Genomic DNA, 19,328 nt, shown 5'->3' on the forward strand with positions numbered 1-19,328 from the left:
GATGAGAAGGTCCTGGTGAGGCTCTCTATTGGGGCGAGATTGCGAGATGTCCCGACCATGTCGCCAATGCGATCCGCCCCCTCCCCGCTAGACCTAAGCCACTAAGTCGCGATGAACCGAAAATAGCGGGATAAATGCGTGTCTCCTCACGCTCCACCCTGCGTTGAAGGCGGGTCAATAGCGCCTCCAAATCCTGTCGGTAGGCGAACCAGTCGTCGCGCAGTTCCGGGTCCGGCCAGCGTACAATATGCTGGCGCAAGTCCTCGCCCAGCGTAAGATCAAGACTGTTGGCATGGCTTTCCAGCAGGATTTTCTGTCGGAGCGCTTCCTTCAAGATCTGTGTTTCAACAGCAAGATGCGTGGAAAGTTCGCGAGCAAGATTCCATCGAACCTGCGCAAACCGCGCGGTAAAGGGCGGCGCGTCCTCTGCAATAAAATCGCTCAGTTCGGCCGCAAGCTGCGCAATCCGTTCATGATCATCAAGTAATTTGGCGAGCATCGATCCCCCCGTTTCATCAGTGGGTCCACCTGCTCTCCGCCTGTTTAACAAAATCCTGCCTAGCCGGGCTCACCCTAAGCGATTGCGACCAATGTCTAATGCGCTTCCATCAAGGACGATTTGGGTCGTCTAGAATGGCGCGGACTTCGTTGGCCAAGCGAAGGGGATCGAACGGCTTGATGATTACGCCCGAAGCGCCCGCCCGCCGATAGGCATCGACCTCGGCAGAACGCCCCTTCGCCGTCATGACGATCACCGGTGTATGCCTATATGCCTCACGTTCACGGATAGCGCTAAGCAGCTGCATACCGTCCATAGTCGGCATCATGATATCTATCATGATCGCATCGGTGGTGGGATCGGACGCAAGCCAATTCAGCGCTTCCTCTCCACTGTCAGCCGGGTAAGCGATGATAGCTGGATCCATCTCCAGCGACAGACCGATGATAGTGCGAATATCGGGATCATCGTCGACATAGAGAAGGTGCAGTGGCTTGGTCACAACGCGGTCTCGCTACGCTCGAGAACGCGGCGGATCGTGCTACCGAGATCGGGCAGCGCATTACGCGTCTTGATAAGAACAGCATCGACGCGCCGGGCCTGCTCAGGCGATACATCATGCGCAGAATAGATGATCGTCGGAATGGCAATTCCATCCTCGTCGATCATGAACGGCAGAAGATCCAAGCCGCTTTCACCGGCGAGATTTAGATCGAGTACAGCCACATCGGGCCTTCTGGCGATAATTGCCTCGCGCGCTGCGGCAAGAGTCGAAACCCGGACAAGCTCCAGATCATTTCCCAGCGCTTCAGCCGCCAGCGTCAGCAAATCATAATCGTCGTCGAGATGCAGAACCACCGGGCGTGCTTTTCGATTGCCATCGATTGCACGCCGCAACGCAGAGCGCAGACGATCAGCTTCCGCGGGACGCAGAACATAATCAATGACGTCCGCACCGGTCGCGATCCCCTGCTCACCGTCCATAGCTACGACAAGCACTGGTGGACGCTCCGATCCAAGACTATCGGTCAGCTTCCGCACGAACGCCAGCCCACCCGATTCCGGCACACCGACACCAACCAGGATCGCTTCGTATGATAGCTGCTCGATGGCGGACAAAGCTTCCTGCGCACTCAGGACGCGATCGTGCGCGAAACCGGCGTCGTTCAGTTGCATTGCCAGTCCGCCCGCGAGCCGGTCATCGGCCGCGGCGATTAAAATGCGGGGGCTTGGCCGGTCAGGCAACCGAAGCGGAAGGGTGAAGGCGAAGCGGCTCCCACCGTCCGGCCGGTCCTCGAACCAGATGCGGCCGCCGTGCCGCTCCACAATCTCGCGCGAGATGGCGAGACCCAGGCCGGTGCCACCATTTTCGTTAAGATGAGCGCGTTCGAACCGGCCGAAGATGCGATGACGGAATTCCGCAGGGACGCCCGGCCCTTCATCGTCGATCCGCATTACCGCGCGGCCGTCTATAATACTGGCCGAAATCCCCACCGTCGATCCGGCAGGCGTTACGCGGATGGCATTGGACAACAGATTGCCCGCCACCTGTAGCACGCGCCCCGTGTCGCATTCGACAGGCACTGGTCCGGAGTGCTTCCATTCGACCGAAACCGATGCCGCGTCAGCAATCCCTTGCGCCTGTACACCAGCTTCCTGAGCAAGTTCCGCAAGATCGGCAGGTGCGATTTCCAGAGCAAGGCTGCCGCTTTCGATCCGGTCGACATCCAATATGTCGTTGATCAGACGAATAAGACGCCGCGAGTTACTCTCGGCGATATCGATCAAGCGGCGGTCGCGTTCAGGTAGATCGCTGCCCTCTCGTGCTCTTATAAGACCGAGCGCGCCGATTATGGACGTCAGCGGCGTACGCAATTCATGGCTGACGGTCGATATAAGATCGTCTTTCGACCGTTCGGCGCGCTTGCGCTCTGTAATATCGTGCAGTGCCATAACGAAATTCGGCCCGCCCGGTATGGACATCAGTCCCACGGTAATGTCGACCGGCACTGTCTCGCCAGCGTCGGTTGTCGCCAAACGATCGGGAAAGAAAGTGCGTGTAAGGGCCCCATCGACCAAACCGATACGATCGGAAAAGCTCCCATGGCCCGGTGCAATGTCCACAAACGTGCAGATATCGCGCCTTACTAACGCTTCGTCCGAAAGCTTCAAAAGCGCACGGGCCGCAGGATTTGCGCTCTCGATCGTACCGCTGGCATTAAGGATCAGAAGCCCGTCGACCGTGCTATCCAAAATCGCGCGGTTACGCTCGTCCCGTCCGCGCCATCTGCGGCCGCGCGCGCCTCGAAGCGATCACAGCGCGTACGCCACAGAAGTGTCAATCCGACGAAAAGCGACAAAATCAGCACGCTCATCGCGGTCACGATGAGCGTCCGCATACGGGTTCGCTGTTCGTAAAATGCCGTACGGCGGCCATCCAACGTCCGGCTTTCTCGGACCAACATCCGGTCGGCGATACGTCGTAAGCGGTCCATCACCCTTTTGCCTTGGCCCTGTTCAACAACGGCATAGGCTTCCGCCGCCCGCCCTTGTTCCCGAAGAGCGATAACGCGCTCCATCTCCATGAACTTCGCAGCAGCTAAAGTCTGCAGCTCGATATTCTCGGCGTCTCGTCCGCGCTCTCGCGAGGATTTTGCAAGCGAAGCCATCGATCTGCGGGCTTGGGCGCGAGCCGGATAATAGGGCCGCAGATAATCCTGTTTTCCGGTGAGCAAATAGCCTCGCTGCGCCGTTTCGGCATCGGCCAAGTGGCCAAGTAAGGACACCACCTCCATCCGCCGATCATAGGAGGTTCGCTCTTCATTGCGCAGATGTTCGGACCGTCGATACTCATGACTGAGCCAAAAAAACAAAAGCGCCATCAGCAAGGGCACGCCAACTGCAATGGCGGCGAAGACGCGCCAAGACGGCCGCCCTGCTACGGTTTTCGCAGCGCGGGTCTTCATTGAAGCGACAGACCACCATTTCCGATCAACGGCTGCACCGCGAGAAGTGCTTGCGTTCGGTTTGTGACGCCCAATTTGCGGAATATGGCAGTCAGATGCGCCTTTACCGTCGCCTCCGTTACATCCAAATCGGCGGCGATCTGCTTGTTGAGCCGCCCATCCGCCAACGCCACGAGCACTTTCAACTGGCTTGGGGAAAGGTTCGCGATCTTTTGGCACGCAGCTTGAATCACAGAGTCCGGACTGCCTTCAGAAGGAAAGATGCTGGCGCCTGCATCGATCCTGCGTAACTTCTCGGCGATATTGTCCAGCGGATCACTCTTAAAAATGAAGCCGGCGGCTCCCAGAGCGCGAGCCGCCTCGATCAAGCCAACCTCTTCCCGCCCGGAAACAATGACGATGGGGCTGGACCGGCTTGCCATCTGAAGGCGCATGAAGCCCGAATAGCCGTTCGAATCCGGCAACACGAAATCCAGCAAAATCAGTCGAACGGCGCGGCGCGATGCCAGCGCTTGCTCAGCCTGTTCCACAGTTCCGGCAGAGATAGGCGCGACGCCCGGCATCGCAGCCCTCGCCGCTAGCGCAAGGCCTTCTCGCGTTAACGGATGATCATCCGCAATCAGTACATATCCACCCTGGCTCAACAATCACCCCACCTGGTGCAACCGAGATTTTCAACTGGTACATATGGCTTTCGGCGAAACTTCCATGTTTAGCAAGGTACACCAAAATACCCTTATAGTATAATATGACAGAATAAACGTTATGAAGCCAAAGCTGACGATTATAGGCGAAATCCCGACCAGTAACGATGGGCTGATCGAAATGCTGCAGGTCCACTGGACAGTGGAGCTGATTGCTCCAGATAAGGTGAGCAGGACAAACCAGACCATATCCGAATATAATGTTTGTTTATTCTCCGGATATGCCAAAAATGTTGCACTTTTTGAGGCGACCAAGATAGGCTTGGCGAGAGAGGATACCCCAATCTCGCTGGCTTTGGGACAGGACGAAACGCGACTGGGTGACGCCGAGCCGTTCGAAGCAATGATCTGCACTAGCTCTGCAGACGGGCTGGCCGCGTCGCTCCTCAAATGGTTGCCGCCGTCGATGGAGGGCGCGCTAAAAATTGAAGAGCTATTCGGCACCAATATTATTCGTCCCATGCTTGTCCGCCTCCGAGATGAACTCTCGTCGGCCGCTAAAAATTTGAGGGAAAATCGTCTGAAGGCAGGAGAGGCACATCGGATCGCGGGGCTTGTGGGGACGCTCGGTTTTGCTGAGGCAAATCGGTATTGGAGAGCGCTCGATGAGGGACATTCTTCCGCGCGTTATGACGCATATCGCAGCGCACGAACATTGGCCTTGGCCCTCTCGCTCGAGAAACTTTCTAGCCCCACCTATTAGACTTCAGTCTAATTAGCGTCACCACTGTGGAACCATTAAAGGTTTCGTTTAGACTAAACTGATGGATCGATCCTGTGACCAGCAACAGGAACGTTCTATGACTGTTCGATATACTTATTTCGGAATCGCCCCCGCAATTGCTTTGGGCGCACTCTTTCTTTCTCCCGCCTCCGCGCAGAGCAGCAGCAGCGGCACCATAGGTGTATCGCTCGTGGTGCAAAATGCCTGCGTGGTGAACGGCGCGAATTCGGTGCAATCCAATGTCGGATCGATTGGCAATATCGCCTTTGCCGATCAGCCGGGTATTTTCGGCGACGTCGATGGGGAACTCGTCGGCTCTCTTGGCGCGCTGCAGGTGCTGTGTTCGCCGGGTGTACTGCCTGAACTGACGATCGGTTCTGGCGATAACGCGGCATCGGGCACGCGCTATATGGCTTCGGCTGGTAACAGCCTGCCCTACCGCCTGTATACCGATGCTCAGCGAGCGAACGAAATCGGCATCGGGCAGCGCCTTAGCCTGGGTACGGCCACCACTGATCCAATCATCGTGCCGATCTTCGCGCGCGTGAACAGCGGCGGGAATGTGGTGGCTGCGGGCACCTATACCGATACGGTGCTGGTGACTTTGAGCTGGTAAGCCGATGCGCCTAATTTACCTCATAGTCTGCTGTCTCGGGGCCGCGTACCCCGCTGCCGAAGCCCACGCCGAAACCGCCAAGAGTTTTCGCATTTCGGCTGACGTCGTAGCCGGCTGCTCTGTCTTGAGCGATGGGAGCGGACGCTGGGGCCTCATCGATCTGGGAACGGTCGATGGTGCCTCTTCGGCAACGGTCGAAGCCGGACTCGTCTCGGCGTCAGGCGCGGGACTTGCCATCGAATGTACGCCGGGCGTCACCGCCGCCTTGAGCGTCGATCTGGGCGACCACTCTTCTGGCGGGATGCGGATGCTGGCGCGTAGCGGCGGTAGCGGGGCAATTCCATATCAGCTTTATGCAGCGGACGGTTCGACACCTTGGAACCTCCAGCCGCTTCCGCTGCAATTCGGGGCCGGAGTTTCGCGCCTTTCCATTCCCGTGCGCGCTCGCGCCACGCTGACCGGCGCGATCCCGGCCGGACTCTACACCGATACCGTTCGCGTCACGCTGAGCTGGTGAGCACCATTTTCGACCGGAACCGTTTTATGCTGAAATCTGTGCTTTTGCCCATCGCCGTAATGACGCTGGCCGCCGCGCCCGCTGCCCGGGCCTCTTCGGTGGTCATCTGGCCGGTCGATCCGACCATCTCCGAAAATCAGAAAGCAACAGCGATCTGGATTGAGAACAAGGGCAAGGAGCGCGTGACTCTACAGGTCCGCGCATTCAGCTGGTCCCAGTCGGCCGGAGAAAATGTGCTAAGCCAGCAAGCTGATCTGGTGGCCAGCCCGCCTATGGCCGAAGTGGAGCCGGGGGGGCGCCAGCTTGTAAGGCTCGTTCGCCGTGCCGAGGCCTCCGATACACCCGAAGCGGCCTATCGTCTTCTGATCGACGAACTGCCAGCGGCGCCAGCCACCGATGCCGAAACACTGCAGGCGCAGCTTCGAGTGCAGATGCGCTATTCCATCCCGCTGTTCGTTTACGGCTCCAAACAAGAAAACGTTTCGCCGCAACTGGAAGCGCGGATTGTGGCGGCACCCTCCGGGCCAATGCTCTCAATCCGCAACAGCGGCAGCCGCCATGCCCGTCTCAGCGACCTACGTGGGCTGTCCGGCGGAAAAGAGGCCCTAATCAAATCTGGCTTGGCGGGCTATGTTCTGCCCGGCAGCAGCATCCAAATACCCCTTCCGCCGCGCTCGTTCGATCAGTTTCAGGTAAACGTCAACGGCTCGGACCAGACGCTCGCTTTCCAAGCGTAATCCGGTTCGGGTAAAATGTTGTCCCGCACCATGGCCGCGGCATTGCTGGCAATCTGCGCGGCCAGTCCGGCGGTGGCCGGTGAGATCCCGGATATTGCGCAAGGCTCTTCGACGCTATTTGTCGATCTGGTCGTGAACGGACGCGCCGATGGCACCCTGGCGGAGCTTTGGGAAAAGGACGGAGAGCTCTGGATTGCGCCCGCCACGCTACGCGCGGCCGGCATCGCTATCGAAGGCGATGAACCGATCGAACTGAAGCAGGCTCCCGGGTTCACAGCGAATTACGACGCGGCAGCGCAGCGGCTCTATCTCGATGTAGCGCCAAGCCTTCTTCCAACCTCCCGTATTCGAGCGAAAGCCGCCATTCGCCACGTCACACAGGTCGATCCAGGGTTCGTCCTCAACTATGATGCCTACGTTCAGTTTTGGGGAGCATCGACGAGTGCATCGCTCTGGAGCGAGCAGCGAGCGTTTTCGGATCTCGCCACCGTCTCCAACAGCGGAATTCTTCGCTTCGGCGGTATGAGCCGTACCGGATACGTCCGATACGACACCCGGATCCGCGCTGTCGATACCGAGCGCGCTTTGAGCTTCACCGCAGGCGATCTCATCACGCATTCCTTGCCATGGTCCAGCTCGGTTCGACTGGGCGGCATCGGCATCGCGCGCAATTTCCGTATCCGGCCCGATCTTGTGACCGTACCTTTACCGAGCTTCTCGGGTCAGGCGACCGTGCCTTCAGCGGTTGACCTATTCGTGAACGGTTATCGCCAGCAGCAGGCCAGCGTGGAGCCGGGGCGGTTCGTGCTGGATCAAATTCCTGTGGTTACCGGCGCCGGGGAGGCCCGCATCGTGACCACCGATGCCACCGGACGTCAGGTCGAAACCGTGGTTCCCTTTTACGTGGCCCCCGATTTGCTGCAGCAAGGCATGCTCGATTTTGCAGTCGAAGCAGGCGCGCTGAGACGCGGCTACGGTCTTTCAAGTTTTGATTATGGCGCGCTCGCCTTTTCCGCCACCGCACGTAGAGGCCTGACGGACAAATTCACCCTTGAAGCGCATGCGGAGGCTACGGCGCAGCTTGCCACGGGCGGAATAGGCGCGGTTTGGGCACCGGGACTCTGGGGCGCAGTACATGTCGCCGCGGGCGTCAGCAGTCTTAGTGGTACGACCGGCCATCAAATCACCCTCGGATACAGCTATGCCGGAACGCATTTCGGACTAGGCTTCGACCATGTGGAGCGCAGCGGAAACTATGCCGATCTCGGCACATTCGATCTCGCTTTGGTCGGCGGCGGCGCAATCCGCGGAGATCGCTTCAGCGCAAGCCTCTCGCTCGGCGCACTAGGAAGCTTGGGCGCGGGCTATTTCGACAACCGGACGCAAGGCGGCCTGCGCGCGCGCATTGCCTCGGCATCTTGGTCGCTGCCGTTGAGGCGCAGCGGCGCTTCGCTTTTTGCTGCCGCCGATCATGATTTTTCCGGCACCGGAACGAGCGCGCAATTGCGCCTGATGATACCGCTGGGCGGCAGCTCCATGGTGAGCGGCGGCATGGCCCGGCAGCCAAATGGAAGCTTCCGCGGCGAAACAAGCGCTTCGCGCGCCGTGCCGAACGATGGCGGCTTTGGCTACGCGATCGGTGCCGCCATCGACGATCGCGGAAATGCGCTTGGCCAGGCAAGCGGCATATGGCGTGGACGTTCGGTCCAAGCCAGTTTCGGTGCCTCGACCACTCCATCAGGCAGTTCCGCCTGGGGAAGCGTAACCGGCGCCCTTGCATGGATCGACGGCCGTGTATTCGCGGCCAATGCCCTGCCCGACGCCTTCGCCGTGGTCTCCACCGGCGTAGCTGACGTGCCGGTTTATTACGAAAACCAGCTGTTGGGCCTGACAAATGCCGGTGGGCGGCTTTTCGTGCCCCGCGTAAACGCCTATTTTCCCAGCCGCTTCGCGATCGACCCGATCAATCTTCCTGCCAACGCCATAACCACCAAAGTCGAAGCCCGCGCCGCTCTTCGTGAAAATACGGGCGCGATAATCCGTATGCCAATCCGATATGCGCAGAGCGTTGTAGTGCGATTGACCGATATAACGGGCACCCCTCTTCCGGCAGGCACAACAGCCAAATTTGCTGATGGCAGCGCAACGATTGTCGGTTGGGACGGCGTCACGGTCATCGATGACGCGCCTTCTCATAGCACGCTATCGGCCATTTCGAATGGAGGAGCCTGTACAGCCCGCTTCACCGTACCAAAGGACGCGCAAGCCTATAGCGATCTGGGAGAAGTGCCGTGCGTCTGATCACACTGTTCGCTGTGTGCCTGTTTGCATTGCTTCTGCCCGGGTCAGCGCGCGCGGCTTGCAGCTTAGCGAGCAATGCATCGGCCTCTCTCGGCACCGCCGGTTCCTATGCCGTGAAGGCCGGACAGGTAGCGCAAACCTCCGCTCAGAGCGGCCTGACCTGTACCGGCGCCGTCCTCTCCGTGCTCTCCACCAACTACGCGCGTGCGAGCGCAAGCAGCACGAACGGATTTCGCTTGCGCGCGAACAGCAGCGACACGATCGCCTACCGTCTTTCCGCCGATCCCGGCGGGACCTTTTCGTTCAACCAGGGCGCGACGATCGACTATTTTGACCCCACCCTTATTTCGCTCTTAGGTCTGCTCGATAAAACGGATTTCGCCCCACCCATCTATGTCAATCTGACGGACATGCCGAATACTGCCGCCGGAACCTATACCGACATCGTCACGATCCAATGGAGTTGGAGAATCTGCGGCGGCGTGGGCGTGGGCGGTGTCTGTATCCTCACCTATACGGGCAGCGGATCGACCACGCTCCGGATCACACTCGTCGTTACCAGCGATTGCCGGATCGATACCCCCGATGTGCGTTTCGGCAGCGCGCCGCTCGTCAACGGCTTCGTCCCGGTTACGCAAGCTGCGCGGGTCGACTGCACTAAAGGGAGTTTGTTTACGGTCGCCTTCAGTAGCGGGCAGAACGGCACCGCCCGCCCATGGCGAACCATGACCGATGGAGGGGGGAACAGACTGAATTACAACCTTTACCGCCCCGACGGCATTACCATCTGGGACGAGACCAACCCCCTCGCCGATCCGCGGCCGGGAACTGGCGGGACTACCCCGTCCCTCCTGCAAACATTCGTAGCACGGATCGACGCGAGCCAGCCTACGCCACCTCCAGGCAGCTATAGCGACGTGGTGACATTGCTAATTAGTTTTTGATGACAGTTCCTGATCGGCAGATTTCACGAGTTGTTGCGCTACGCACCGGTGCGGTTCCATTCCCTCTAACAGTCTGAACGATGCATACCGCGCTTTAAAGAAGATCTCGTTGACGATAGCACTGCTTGATCGAACGAGTAAAACCTATGCTTATCTGTTGCTCCACCAAATTGGGATCCGGCCGGAGATGCCCGCGTCACATAGCAAATGTTTGGCCGGTGGTGACCCGTTGTCTCCGCAAGCGATTTGAAGATTAACGGATGATTATCTATTTCTGAAATAGATGAACCTCGGGGAATACATCATCGAGGGAACACAAGTTTATGCGTAAGTGGGCGTATCTGGCAGCGACGGCATCATGTTTGGGTGCAATCTCGCCAGCAGGGGCGCAGGGGTTGCGGGGCGTGGTGACTTCTGACACGCAGACCGACGAGGAAAAGGCCGAGGCGCCAGCCGAATCCAAAAACACCGCCGACATCGTCGTGACGGCGACCCGTCGGTCTCAACGCCTATCGAACGTGCCCATCGCGGTCAGCGCCTATAGTTCCGCCGCCTTGCAGAATTCCGGTGCGACGGACATTCGCCAAATGGCGCAGCTTGCGCCCTCGCTGATCGTCTCTTCAACGGGATCGGAAGCCAATGCGACCGCGCGCCTTCGCGGCGTCGGCACGGTGGGCGACAATCCCGGTCTTGAAAGCTCCGTCGCCGTATTCATCGACGGTGTCTATCGCAGCCGCACGGGCGCGGGTCTCAATGACCTGGGCGAGGTGATGCGGATCGAGGTTCTTCGCGGGCCGCAGGGTACCTTGTCTGGCCGCAACTCGTCCGCAGGCGCGATTAGCATTTACACCAAATATCCCGATTTCGAATTCGGCGGTTATGGCGAGGCGAGCTACGGGAATTACAATGCCGTGCGACTGGCCGGTTCACTGACCGGACCGGTCATTGCCGACAAGCTCGCCTTCCGCATCGACGGCGTTTACAACAAGCGCGACGGCTTTCTCTACGACGTCATCAACAACACCGACTTCAATGATCGCAATCGCTATTTCGTCCGCGGCCAGCTGTTCTGGAAGCCGACCGACGATTTCTCGATCCGCCTGATCGGCGATTATACGCACCGGGACGAGAAATGCTGCGGCGCGACCTATGTCGACACGCGCGAGAAGTTCGATCCGACACCGGGCGTGCCCGGCGACTATGCGATCGCTCCGGAAAATCGTATCGTTTCGATCCTGGAAAGCCTGGGCGGCGTGCTGCCGAGCCAGGGTGATACTTATAACCGCAAGATCGCCCAGACCCCCGGCCGCGCCTATTCGAACCTCACAACCGACGGCGGCGTGTCTGCGCGTATCGGCTGGTCGTTCGGCGCCGTCGACATGATCTCGATCTCCGCCTATCGCGAATATACATCGGGTGGGGCAGGCGATGTCGATTTCAGCAATGTCGACATCATTTTCCGTCCCGACGATGGCAATGCCTATCGCAAGTTCCGCACGTTCACGCAGGAAACCCGTTTCAGCGGCGGCCTGTTCGATAACCGGCTCGATTGGCTTGTCGGCGGCTATTATGCGCACGAAAATCTCGATCTCGTCGATAATCTGCGCTTCGGGTCGCAATATGGCGCTTTTGCTTCATGCCGCCTGGTTGCGACGATCAACCCCGCTGCGGTACTGCGCGATCCGACCGCCAGCGGTTGCCTGAGCGGGGCAGGACGTGCTGTGCTGACCCCCGCTGTTGGCCAAGCGGTCATCAGTGGCCTGGATCGCCTCAGCACTATCAACAATGTGGGCAGTCTGGGCGATGTCTATGAGCAGACGAGCACGAACTTCGCCTTCTTCACGCACAATATCTACAAAATCACCGACACGCTCAGCATCACCGGCGGCCTGCGTTACACCAATGAGCGCAAGCGGCTGAATGCCCGGTTCAACAACGACAACACGATCTGTCCCGCGCAGCAGGCCGCGATCAGCCCGCTTCTGGCCAATCCGGCTGTGCCCGGCGCGCTGAAGCCCTTGCTTGGCGGCATCGTTACCCTGAGCTGCACGGGCAATTCATCATCGGCGCTGAACGGCGTTCCGATCGAGGACGAGATTTCGGAAGGCCAGTTCACCGGCACGACGGTGCTGTCCTGGAAGCCTGCATCCAGCACCCTGATCTACGGCTCCTACGCGCGCGGCTACAAGGCCGGCGGGTTCAACCTGGACCGGTCGGACCTGACCCCGAATGTGTTCGCAACACCCACTCCGGCATCCGCTTCCAACTTGCGGTTCGATCCCGAAACCGTGCAGGCATTCGAACTGGGCATCAAATATTCGTCCGCCAAGTTCACCGCCAATCTGGCGGCCTTCCGGTCAGAGTTCACCAACTTCCAGCTCAACACCTTCAACGGCACCAACTACATCGTCCAGAATATCGGATCGTGCAGCGAAAGCCTGAACGGCGCGGATCGCGACAACTCCTCGGTCACGGGCGTCTGCACGGGCGATGTTGGCAAGGGCGTTGTCACGCAAGGGTTCGAGCTTGAGGCGGGGGCTTATCCGGCCCCGGATCTAACCTTCAATCTGGGCTATACCTACGCACACACGCAGTATCAGGACAATCTGGTCGGCAGCGATTCGGGAGAGGCACTGAACGCCGCGCTGTTCCTGTTGCCGGGATCGCAGGTTTCCAACGCACCGCGTCATACCATAACCAGCTCCGCAGCGTGGACGCCGCCGATCGGCAACAACGGCATGGAAGCGCTGTTCTATGTCGATAGCCGCCTCACCAGCGACTATAACACCGGGTCCGATCTGTTCCTGGAGAAAGAGCAGGACGGTTTCTTCCTGGTCAATGCGCGTGTCGGCATTCGTGGTCGCGATCAGCGCTGGGCACTGGAGTTCTGGGGCCAGAATATCTTCAACGTGGATTACACGCAGGTCGCCTTCTCCGCGCCCTTCCAGGGTGCGGGCAGCGCCTCGCAGGTGAAGGCCTTCGGTGCACCAGAATTCGCCACGGCGAATGCTATCTTCAACGCATTCCTCGCCGAACCGCGCACCTATGGCGTGACGCTGCGCTCCCGCTTCTGATTGCATCACCAAAGGTCTGGATCTTTCGAACCATGAAAATACCGCGCAAGCTCGGCCTGGCGTTCCTCACCATCATCGCGACGGCTGCCGTCGTGATGCTGGTGTTCTACGGAACGATCACGATGATCAGCCGCTCCACCGAACGAACCAACGTCAGCCAGGATATCTATGCCAAGGCGCTGACGCTGGAGATGTCGATTCTGCGGCAGAACAGCCAGTTTCGCGGGTTTCTGGTTACAGGTGATGTCAAATATCTCAAATCCTATGAGGAGGCGCGCCAGGAATATGACGAAACCGCTGCCGATCTGAAGACTCTCCTCGTTAGTCCGGACCATCGCAAATGGCTGGAGATGTCGCGCCTTGAAACGCTGAAATGGCGGAGAAACTGGGGTGATCGCATGATTGCCTGGGTGAAGGACGGGCGGCGAGAGGACGCGCAGCAGGCGGTGCGTGATGCGGGGTCCAACGTGCTCGTGAGCGACAGCGTCTTGCCGCTGCGTGATCTGCGCAATGACGAGACCGAGCAGATCGAAGCCGCGGCGACGAGCCAGCATAATGCGATCCAAACCGCGCTGTTTGCCCTGGTGATCGGCGCGATCGCGCTGATCGGCCTGGCAGTCACCTTGTCGATGCTGCTCAGCCGGCAGATCGCACGTCCGATCACCGTGCTTACCGATGCGATGACGCAGCTGGCCGGCGGACGCCATGACATCGAGGTCGAGGCTGATCGCCCCGACGAACTGGGCGACATGGCCCGCGCAGTGGCGGTGTTCCGCGACACCGCCGCGGCAAAGGTAGCTGCGGATCGTGACCGGGCCACAGCCATGACGGCGATCGGGGGCGGTTTGCGCCGTCTTTCGGACGCCGATCTGACGGCGCGCATCGTCGATGTGCCGCCGGCGTTCCGCGTCCTTTCGGACGATTTCAACAATGCCACCGACAGCCTTTCGCGCGTGCTGGGAGAGGTTCGCGGTAGCGTCCAGTCGATCAAGCACAATTCGACCGAGATCAATCATGGCGCTCTCGATCTGGCGCGTCGCACCGAGCAGGAAGCCGCCGCCTTGCAGCAATCGGCTGCCGCGCTCGACGAAGTCACCACCTCCATCCGCGACGGCGCCGGCAGGGCCATCGATGCCAGTGCATCGATGAGCCAGGCCCGCGAGGACGCCGAACGCGGCGGCGATGTGGCCCGTCAGGCGATCGAGGCGATGCACGGCATTCAGGAAGCAAGCGACCAGATCGCAGCGATCATCAGCCTGATCGATGGCATCGCTTTCCAGACCAACCTGCTTGCCCTCAACGCGGGCGTCGAGGCGGCGCGGGCCGGGGAAGCGGGCAAGGGTTTCGCGGTGGTTGCATCGGAAGTGCGCGCTCTGGCGCAGCGCTCCGCCGATGCCGCGACCGAGGTGAAGGACAAGGTGACGTCCGCCTCCACGCATGTGCGCACCGGCGTCGATCTGGTCGATCAAACCGGACAGGCGCTTTCGCGCATCATCGATTCGGTTGCCGAAGTGAGTGGATCGATTGATGAGATCGCGCGCTCGTCCGATAATCAGGCCAGGAGCCTGGGCCAGATCAATGTGGCGATCGGCGAGATGGACCGGATGACACAGGAGAATGCGGCGATGGTTGAACAGACCTCTGCGGCTGCGCACCTGCTGGTCGCCGAAGCGCAGCAGCTGGCGGCATCCATCGCGACGTTCGAGATCGATGGTGAGGGCGCGGGGGCTGTACCGCTACGGCAAGCCGATCGGTCCGAACATCAGAACGCGTCCGAGCCGCTGCGCCTCGTCAGCGCCGGCGGGCGCTGAAACCGAACGTGATGATGACATGCTTCGACCAAGTTCGTGAAATGACCGAGCGCGTTCGTCCCAGGGACAAGATGGGGCCGCTCGCGCGTCAGGCGGTGGCGGTCCGCGCGATGGGATCGCCCTTTGTGGCAGCGGTGCTGGAAGCCGGCGAACGCCAGCTCTTGCGCGCGCCGAAGACTGCAGCGCTGATCGCCGCCTGGCCGAGCGACCGCGCGGCCGATGCCTTGGCGATGCGCTTCAACGCTGCGCTGCATGCGCTGGCGCGTGCTGGCGACGATGCCGCACTGAGCCTTCTCTACAGCACCTATGATGGCGATTTCGACCGGGTGATCGGTGACGCGATGGCTGCCGCGGACGGCGAGATCGCGATATGGATGCGCTTTCCGCCGCAAACCAACGAAGTGGGCCGAACCGCCGCGATCATGGCGGCGCTGATGGTGCTCGACAAATCGGTCGGCCTACCCGTCGATCTGTACGAACTGGGCACGAGCGCGGGGCTCAACCTCAATCTCGATCGCTATGCTTTCGATCTGGGCGGTAAGCGGGTTGGCAATCCTGCCTCACCGGTCAAGATAGCGCCGGCGTGGCACGGGCCGTCGCCCGAACCGCGTGCGGTGACGATCCGGTCCGCGCGCGGCGTAGACCTGCGCCCGCTCGACGTCACCGATCTGGAGGCTTGCGAGCGGCTGATGGCCTATGTCTGGGCGGACGAAAACGGCCGCTCCCGCCGGCTTGCGGAAGCGCTGCGCATCGCACGCGCCCATCCCCCTCAGGTGGATCAGGGCGACATCACGCACTGGCTTCCCGCAATCCTGGCCGCGCCGCAGGATGAGGGAACATGCCGGGTGGTCACCCATTCGATGGCCCTGCAATATCTGGACGGTCCCTCCCGCGCCATTGTGGAAGAGGCTTTTGTAAGCGCGGGTGCACGCGCGACTGCCGATCGCCCGCTTGCTCGCATCAGCTTCGAATGGACACCTGCGCGCGATGCCGTTCACCTCTCGCTGACGAGCTGGCCCAGCGGCACCAAACGCCACCTTGCCACATGCCACGCTTATGGCGCGTGGATCGACTGGCATCACCGAACATTTTAGGTTCCGGTCAAGGCAGAAACAGCGCGTCGCTCCATTGCAGGTTCGCAGATTAAGTCTGATTTAGGTTTCCAATACAATAAGGGCGGACCGAAGCCCGCCCCTCTGCCATTTGCGCTCTAACGCTGCCTTAGAACTTGAAGCCCGCTGCGATGCCGTAGCGGCGCGGTTCTACGGTGAAGACGTTGGTGTAGAGGCCCGAGCTGGGATCGGTCAGATACTGACCGGTGATCGCGTTGTTATCGAACAGGTTCTGCACGAAGCCACGCACGAACCAGCGCTCCTGGTCGCCGTTCAGCTGGATCTGCGCATTGGCCAGCGCATAGCCTTCGATCTTGTCGATCTCCAGATTCTGCGGGCGGGCGTAATAGCCGCCGGTGTAGACCAGGTCTCCGCGCAGCTGCAGGCTCATGCCATTATCGAACGGGATGACATATTGCGCACCGGCCGAGAATTTGACGTTCGGCGCGCCGGGCAGTTCGTTGCCCGTAAGATCCTGCGTCACGCCCGTGGGCAGCAGCGGGGCGCTGGAGGCGGGATCGAGCTGGAAGGGCAGCGGGCCGGGGCCGAAGATGCTGCCGAGTAGCGCGTTCAGCGGGGCCGGAGCGCCGCCTGCCACCGCTGCGGTCAGCAGATCGCAAGACGAGATCGCACCGCGCGCATTGGTGCCGGGAACCGGCGTCGTGCCGGGACGGAACAGCGCCTCGCCATTGGCCGGTCCGCTCGCGGCATTCAGGAAGCCGTTCACCACGGAAACCAGCGCATCGCCGCTGACGCCGCCCGTGGGGATCAGCACGCAGTTCGCCGCGCTCGCCACATCCTTGATGATGGTGACGTCCGGACGGCCGCCCGAAGGATCGCGCGGATCGGTGAGGTTCAGGCCCTTGATCCGCGTCTGCAGATAGCTGAAGCCCAGGTTGACCGTGAACTCGGGAGTCGGCCGGATGATGGCCTCCAGCTCGGCGCCGTAAATATCCGCATCGGTATTGTCGTTGAACGAGGTGCGGTTGAGGATGCGGCTGATCTGCAGGTTCTTGTAGCTATAGTAGAACGCCGCACCATTCAGTTGCAGCACGCCGTTCGCGAAGGTGTTCTTCGAACCGATTTCGAACGCATCGATATTTTCCGGAGCGAAGGTGACGGGCGCATTCAGCGTGGGGTTTACCGGCGGGTTCACGCCGCCCGATTTGTAGCCGCGCGAATAGCTGGCGTAGAGCAGATTGTCCGGCGTCGCCTGGAAATCGAGCACCACGCGCCCGGTCACGTCGTCGAAGCCGACTTCGGTGTCGCGGAAGGGTTGGTTGCCCGGAATCGACGGGTCGGCGTCATAGCCGGGATAACCGATCAGCTGATCGAAGCTGGTGGTACCGATCGCGCCGATGACGTCCAGGATCGGGCTGCGTGCGCGAACCGTCTTCTGGTCGTTGGAATAGCGCGCTCCCACCGTCAGCTTCAGCCGATCGGTAAACTCCAGATAGGCTTCGCCGAAAATGCCGTAGCTCTTCAGGTCGTAGCGCCCCACGGTGTTGGCGAAATAGGGCGGAGCCAGGAAAAGCCCGTCTCCACCACCGGCCGCACCGAGCACGGCCGAGCCATATTCCAAGCCTGTGGAAACCACGAAATAATCGCCGTTCCTCACCTTCTGATCGACATAGATGCCGCCCAGCAGGAAGTTGAACATCCCGTCGAAATCGGACGAGATCTTGCCTTCGACCGACCATTGATCGCTGCTGGAGCGTGAACGGTCGAAATCGATCGAGCGGGTAGAGCAGCCGAAACGGTTGCCGCCGAACTGACCGACCAGGTCGCTGCCCGGATAGGATGCGCAAAGCTGATTGTTCTGCAGCACCGCGCCCACGCTATTGGGGAAAAGCTGCGCGGCGGCATTAGCGCGGGCGAAGCTTTCGGCCGAGAAGGGATCGGATGTGGCCAGCGTGTAATCCACGCTGCTGTCCACCTCGTCATGCGTAAAGCCGCCGGATAGGGTGAAATCGAACTGGCCGATGCGCTGATAGAATTTGCCGAGGATGTGATATTCTTCGGCGAAATAGGTCGGCGTGAAATCGACATTCACCGTTCGCAGATCGCTGGGGTTCACCGTACCGGCGAAGATGTCCGGACGATTGGTGAGGTTGGCAATGCCTAGATTGCCGAGCACCCCGCCCTGCGCCAGCGATTGCAGCGCGAACAGCTGGCGCGAAGACAGGGCCGCACCCAGCGTGGCGTTGCCGTTTGTCGTCTCATATTCCAGCCGGTCTGGCGAACAGCCGAGGATGGCCGTTACGTCGCGGTTACAGAGCTGTTTCTGGATGCGCGAGCGGTTGTCGTCCTCGTGGAAATAATAGCCGATGATATCGAGCACGGTGTCCGGGCTCGGCTCGAACCGCACGGTGCCGCGGATCGCATAAAGATCGCGGTCATCGATCCGGCTGTTGTCGAACTCGTTGAAGGTATAGCCGTCGCGGTTCAGATAATAGCCGGCCAGCCGCACACCGAACACGTCGCCCAGCGGCACGTTGACCATACCCTTCAGGCGGATCGAGTTGTAATTGCCATATTCAGCCTCGCCCGCCGCGTGGAAGCCGGACAGATCGGGCTTGGCGGTGATGACGTTAACCACGCCGGAGGTCGCGTTGCGGCCGAACAGCGTACCCTGCGGCCCGCGAAGGACTTCAATCCGCTCCAGATCGAAATACTCCGCCTCGAACAGGCGGGTGGAAAGCAGCGGGATATCGTTGGAGTGGATCGCCGTCGCGCTGTCGCAGGAGAAGCCTACGCAAAGATCGCCCACGCCGCGGATTGTAAAGGACGATGTGGTGAAGTTGCCCTTGGAAAAGACCACGTTCGGCAAGCTCGCCTGCAGATCGAGCGCGTTGTCGATCTGCTGCGCGGCCAGCGCTTCCTCACTAAAGGCGGACACCGCGATCGGCACGTCCTGCAGCCGCTCGGACTGGCGCTGCGCGGTGACGACGATATCGCCGTACAGCGGCGCGGACCGGGCCACTTGCTGCGCCTGCGAATTGGCCTGATTGGTATCGGTGGGGCTTTCCTGCGCATCGGCCTGGTTTGGAAGAACACCCTGTGCGGCGTCGATTTCCGTGCTGGGGTCCTGCGTCTGCTGCGCGAAGGCAGGCACAGACAAGGCGCTGGCAGCGCACGCGACAAGCAACAGCGATTTACGCATGGTTCATCCTCTCCCATTTGGTGCCGCCCCGATATCGAGGCGGATGGCCGTTTTTGCGGCTTCGTCCCCATTCATCCTATCGCGATCCACCTTTGTCCAGAGCGTTCAGCATTTTCCGTACCGAAAAAATGAAAGTGCGGTTCACTTGTTGCGCTGTGGC

The 19,328-nt window shown here is 60.4% G+C and carries 15 protein-coding genes; 9 read left to right on the forward strand and 6 right to left on the reverse strand.

The annotated features are described in order from the left end of the window. Nucleotides 1-25 precede the first annotated feature (25 nt). The 5 genes from H7X45_RS06455 to H7X45_RS06475 form a co-directional block, all read right to left on the reverse strand. Entirely contained in the window at nucleotides 26-499 is a 474-nt protein-coding gene (locus H7X45_RS06455; protein WP_187336682.1) for a hemerythrin domain-containing protein, read from the reverse strand. A gap of 109 nt (nucleotides 500-608) precedes the next feature. Then, the gene (locus H7X45_RS06460; RefSeq protein WP_187336683.1) at nucleotides 609-1,001 is read right to left on the reverse strand and encodes a response regulator; all 393 of its coding nucleotides are present in this window, start codon (nucleotides 999-1,001) and stop codon (nucleotides 609-611) included. Then, the gene (locus H7X45_RS06465; RefSeq protein WP_187336684.1) at nucleotides 998-2,752 is read right to left on the reverse strand and encodes an ATP-binding protein; all 1,755 of its coding nucleotides are present in this window, start codon (nucleotides 2,750-2,752) and stop codon (nucleotides 998-1,000) included. Before H7X45_RS06465 ends, H7X45_RS06460 begins: the two co-directional genes overlap by 4 nt. Next, a complete protein-coding gene (locus H7X45_RS06470; RefSeq protein ID WP_187336685.1) occupies nucleotides 2,725-3,465 on the reverse strand; it encodes a CHASE3 domain-containing protein in 741 nt (246 codons plus the stop codon). Before H7X45_RS06470 ends, H7X45_RS06465 begins: the two co-directional genes overlap by 28 nt. Continuing rightward, nucleotides 3,462-4,112 carry a LuxR C-terminal-related transcriptional regulator gene (locus tag H7X45_RS06475; protein ID WP_343061126.1) on the reverse strand — a complete coding sequence of 217 codons (651 nt, stop codon included), beginning with the start codon at nucleotides 4,110-4,112 and terminating at the stop codon, nucleotides 3,462-3,464. The genes H7X45_RS06470 and H7X45_RS06475 overlap by 4 nt, the downstream gene beginning before the upstream one ends. A gap of 118 nt (nucleotides 4,113-4,230) precedes the next feature. Between H7X45_RS06475 and H7X45_RS06480 the strand changes: the two genes are divergently transcribed. The 9 genes from H7X45_RS06480 to H7X45_RS06520 all read left to right on the forward strand — a co-directional run bounded on the left by H7X45_RS06480 (nucleotide 4,231) and on the right by H7X45_RS06520 (nucleotide 15,987). After that, a complete protein-coding gene (locus H7X45_RS06480; protein ID WP_187336687.1) occupies nucleotides 4,231-4,872 on the forward strand; it encodes a hypothetical protein in 642 nt (213 codons plus the stop codon). A gap of 97 nt (nucleotides 4,873-4,969) precedes the next feature. Next, nucleotides 4,970-5,509, forward strand: a complete 540-nt coding sequence (locus H7X45_RS06485) for a Csu type fimbrial protein (protein WP_187336688.1) — start codon at nucleotides 4,970-4,972, stop codon at nucleotides 5,507-5,509. 124 nt (nucleotides 5,510-5,633) lie between these two features. Further along, entirely contained in the window at nucleotides 5,634-6,026 is a 393-nt protein-coding gene (locus tag H7X45_RS06490; RefSeq protein WP_246449776.1) for a spore coat protein U domain-containing protein, read from the forward strand. 26 nt (nucleotides 6,027-6,052) lie between these two features. Next, entirely contained in the window at nucleotides 6,053-6,763 is a 711-nt protein-coding gene (locus H7X45_RS06495) for a fimbrial biogenesis chaperone (protein WP_187336690.1), read from the forward strand. Nucleotides 6,764-6,793: 30 nt separating this feature from the next. Next, a complete protein-coding gene (locus tag H7X45_RS06500; protein ID WP_187336691.1) occupies nucleotides 6,794-9,064 on the forward strand; it encodes a fimbria/pilus outer membrane usher protein in 2,271 nt (756 codons plus the stop codon). Then, nucleotides 9,055-10,008 (forward strand): Csu type fimbrial protein, encoded by a 954-nt coding sequence (locus H7X45_RS06505; protein WP_187336692.1) that lies wholly within the window; start codon nucleotides 9,055-9,057, stop codon nucleotides 10,006-10,008. Before H7X45_RS06500 ends, H7X45_RS06505 begins: the two co-directional genes overlap by 10 nt. A 323-nt stretch (nucleotides 10,009-10,331) precedes the next feature. Beyond that, complete coding sequence (locus H7X45_RS06510; RefSeq protein WP_187336693.1) at nucleotides 10,332-13,082, forward strand: TonB-dependent receptor; 2,751 nt, start codon at nucleotides 10,332-10,334, stop codon at nucleotides 13,080-13,082. 32 nt (nucleotides 13,083-13,114) lie between these two features. Then, the gene (locus H7X45_RS06515; protein ID WP_187336694.1) at nucleotides 13,115-14,893 is read left to right on the forward strand and encodes a methyl-accepting chemotaxis protein; all 1,779 of its coding nucleotides are present in this window, start codon (nucleotides 13,115-13,117) and stop codon (nucleotides 14,891-14,893) included. Nucleotides 14,894-14,934: 41 nt separating this feature from the next. Further along, nucleotides 14,935-15,987 carry a DUF2332 domain-containing protein gene (locus tag H7X45_RS06520; protein ID WP_187336695.1) on the forward strand — a complete coding sequence of 351 codons (1,053 nt, stop codon included), beginning with the start codon at nucleotides 14,935-14,937 and terminating at the stop codon, nucleotides 15,985-15,987. 127 nt (nucleotides 15,988-16,114) lie between these two features. On the opposite strand, the gene H7X45_RS06525 is transcribed toward H7X45_RS06520, so the two are convergent. Continuing rightward, the gene (locus H7X45_RS06525) at nucleotides 16,115-19,168 is read right to left on the reverse strand and encodes a TonB-dependent receptor (protein WP_187336696.1); all 3,054 of its coding nucleotides are present in this window, start codon (nucleotides 19,166-19,168) and stop codon (nucleotides 16,115-16,117) included. Nucleotides 19,169-19,328 lie beyond the last annotated feature (160 nt).

It is taken from the genome of Novosphingopyxis iocasae, assembly GCF_014334095.1.
Classification (GTDB): Bacteria; Pseudomonadota; Alphaproteobacteria; order Sphingomonadales; family Sphingomonadaceae; genus Novosphingopyxis; species Novosphingopyxis iocasae.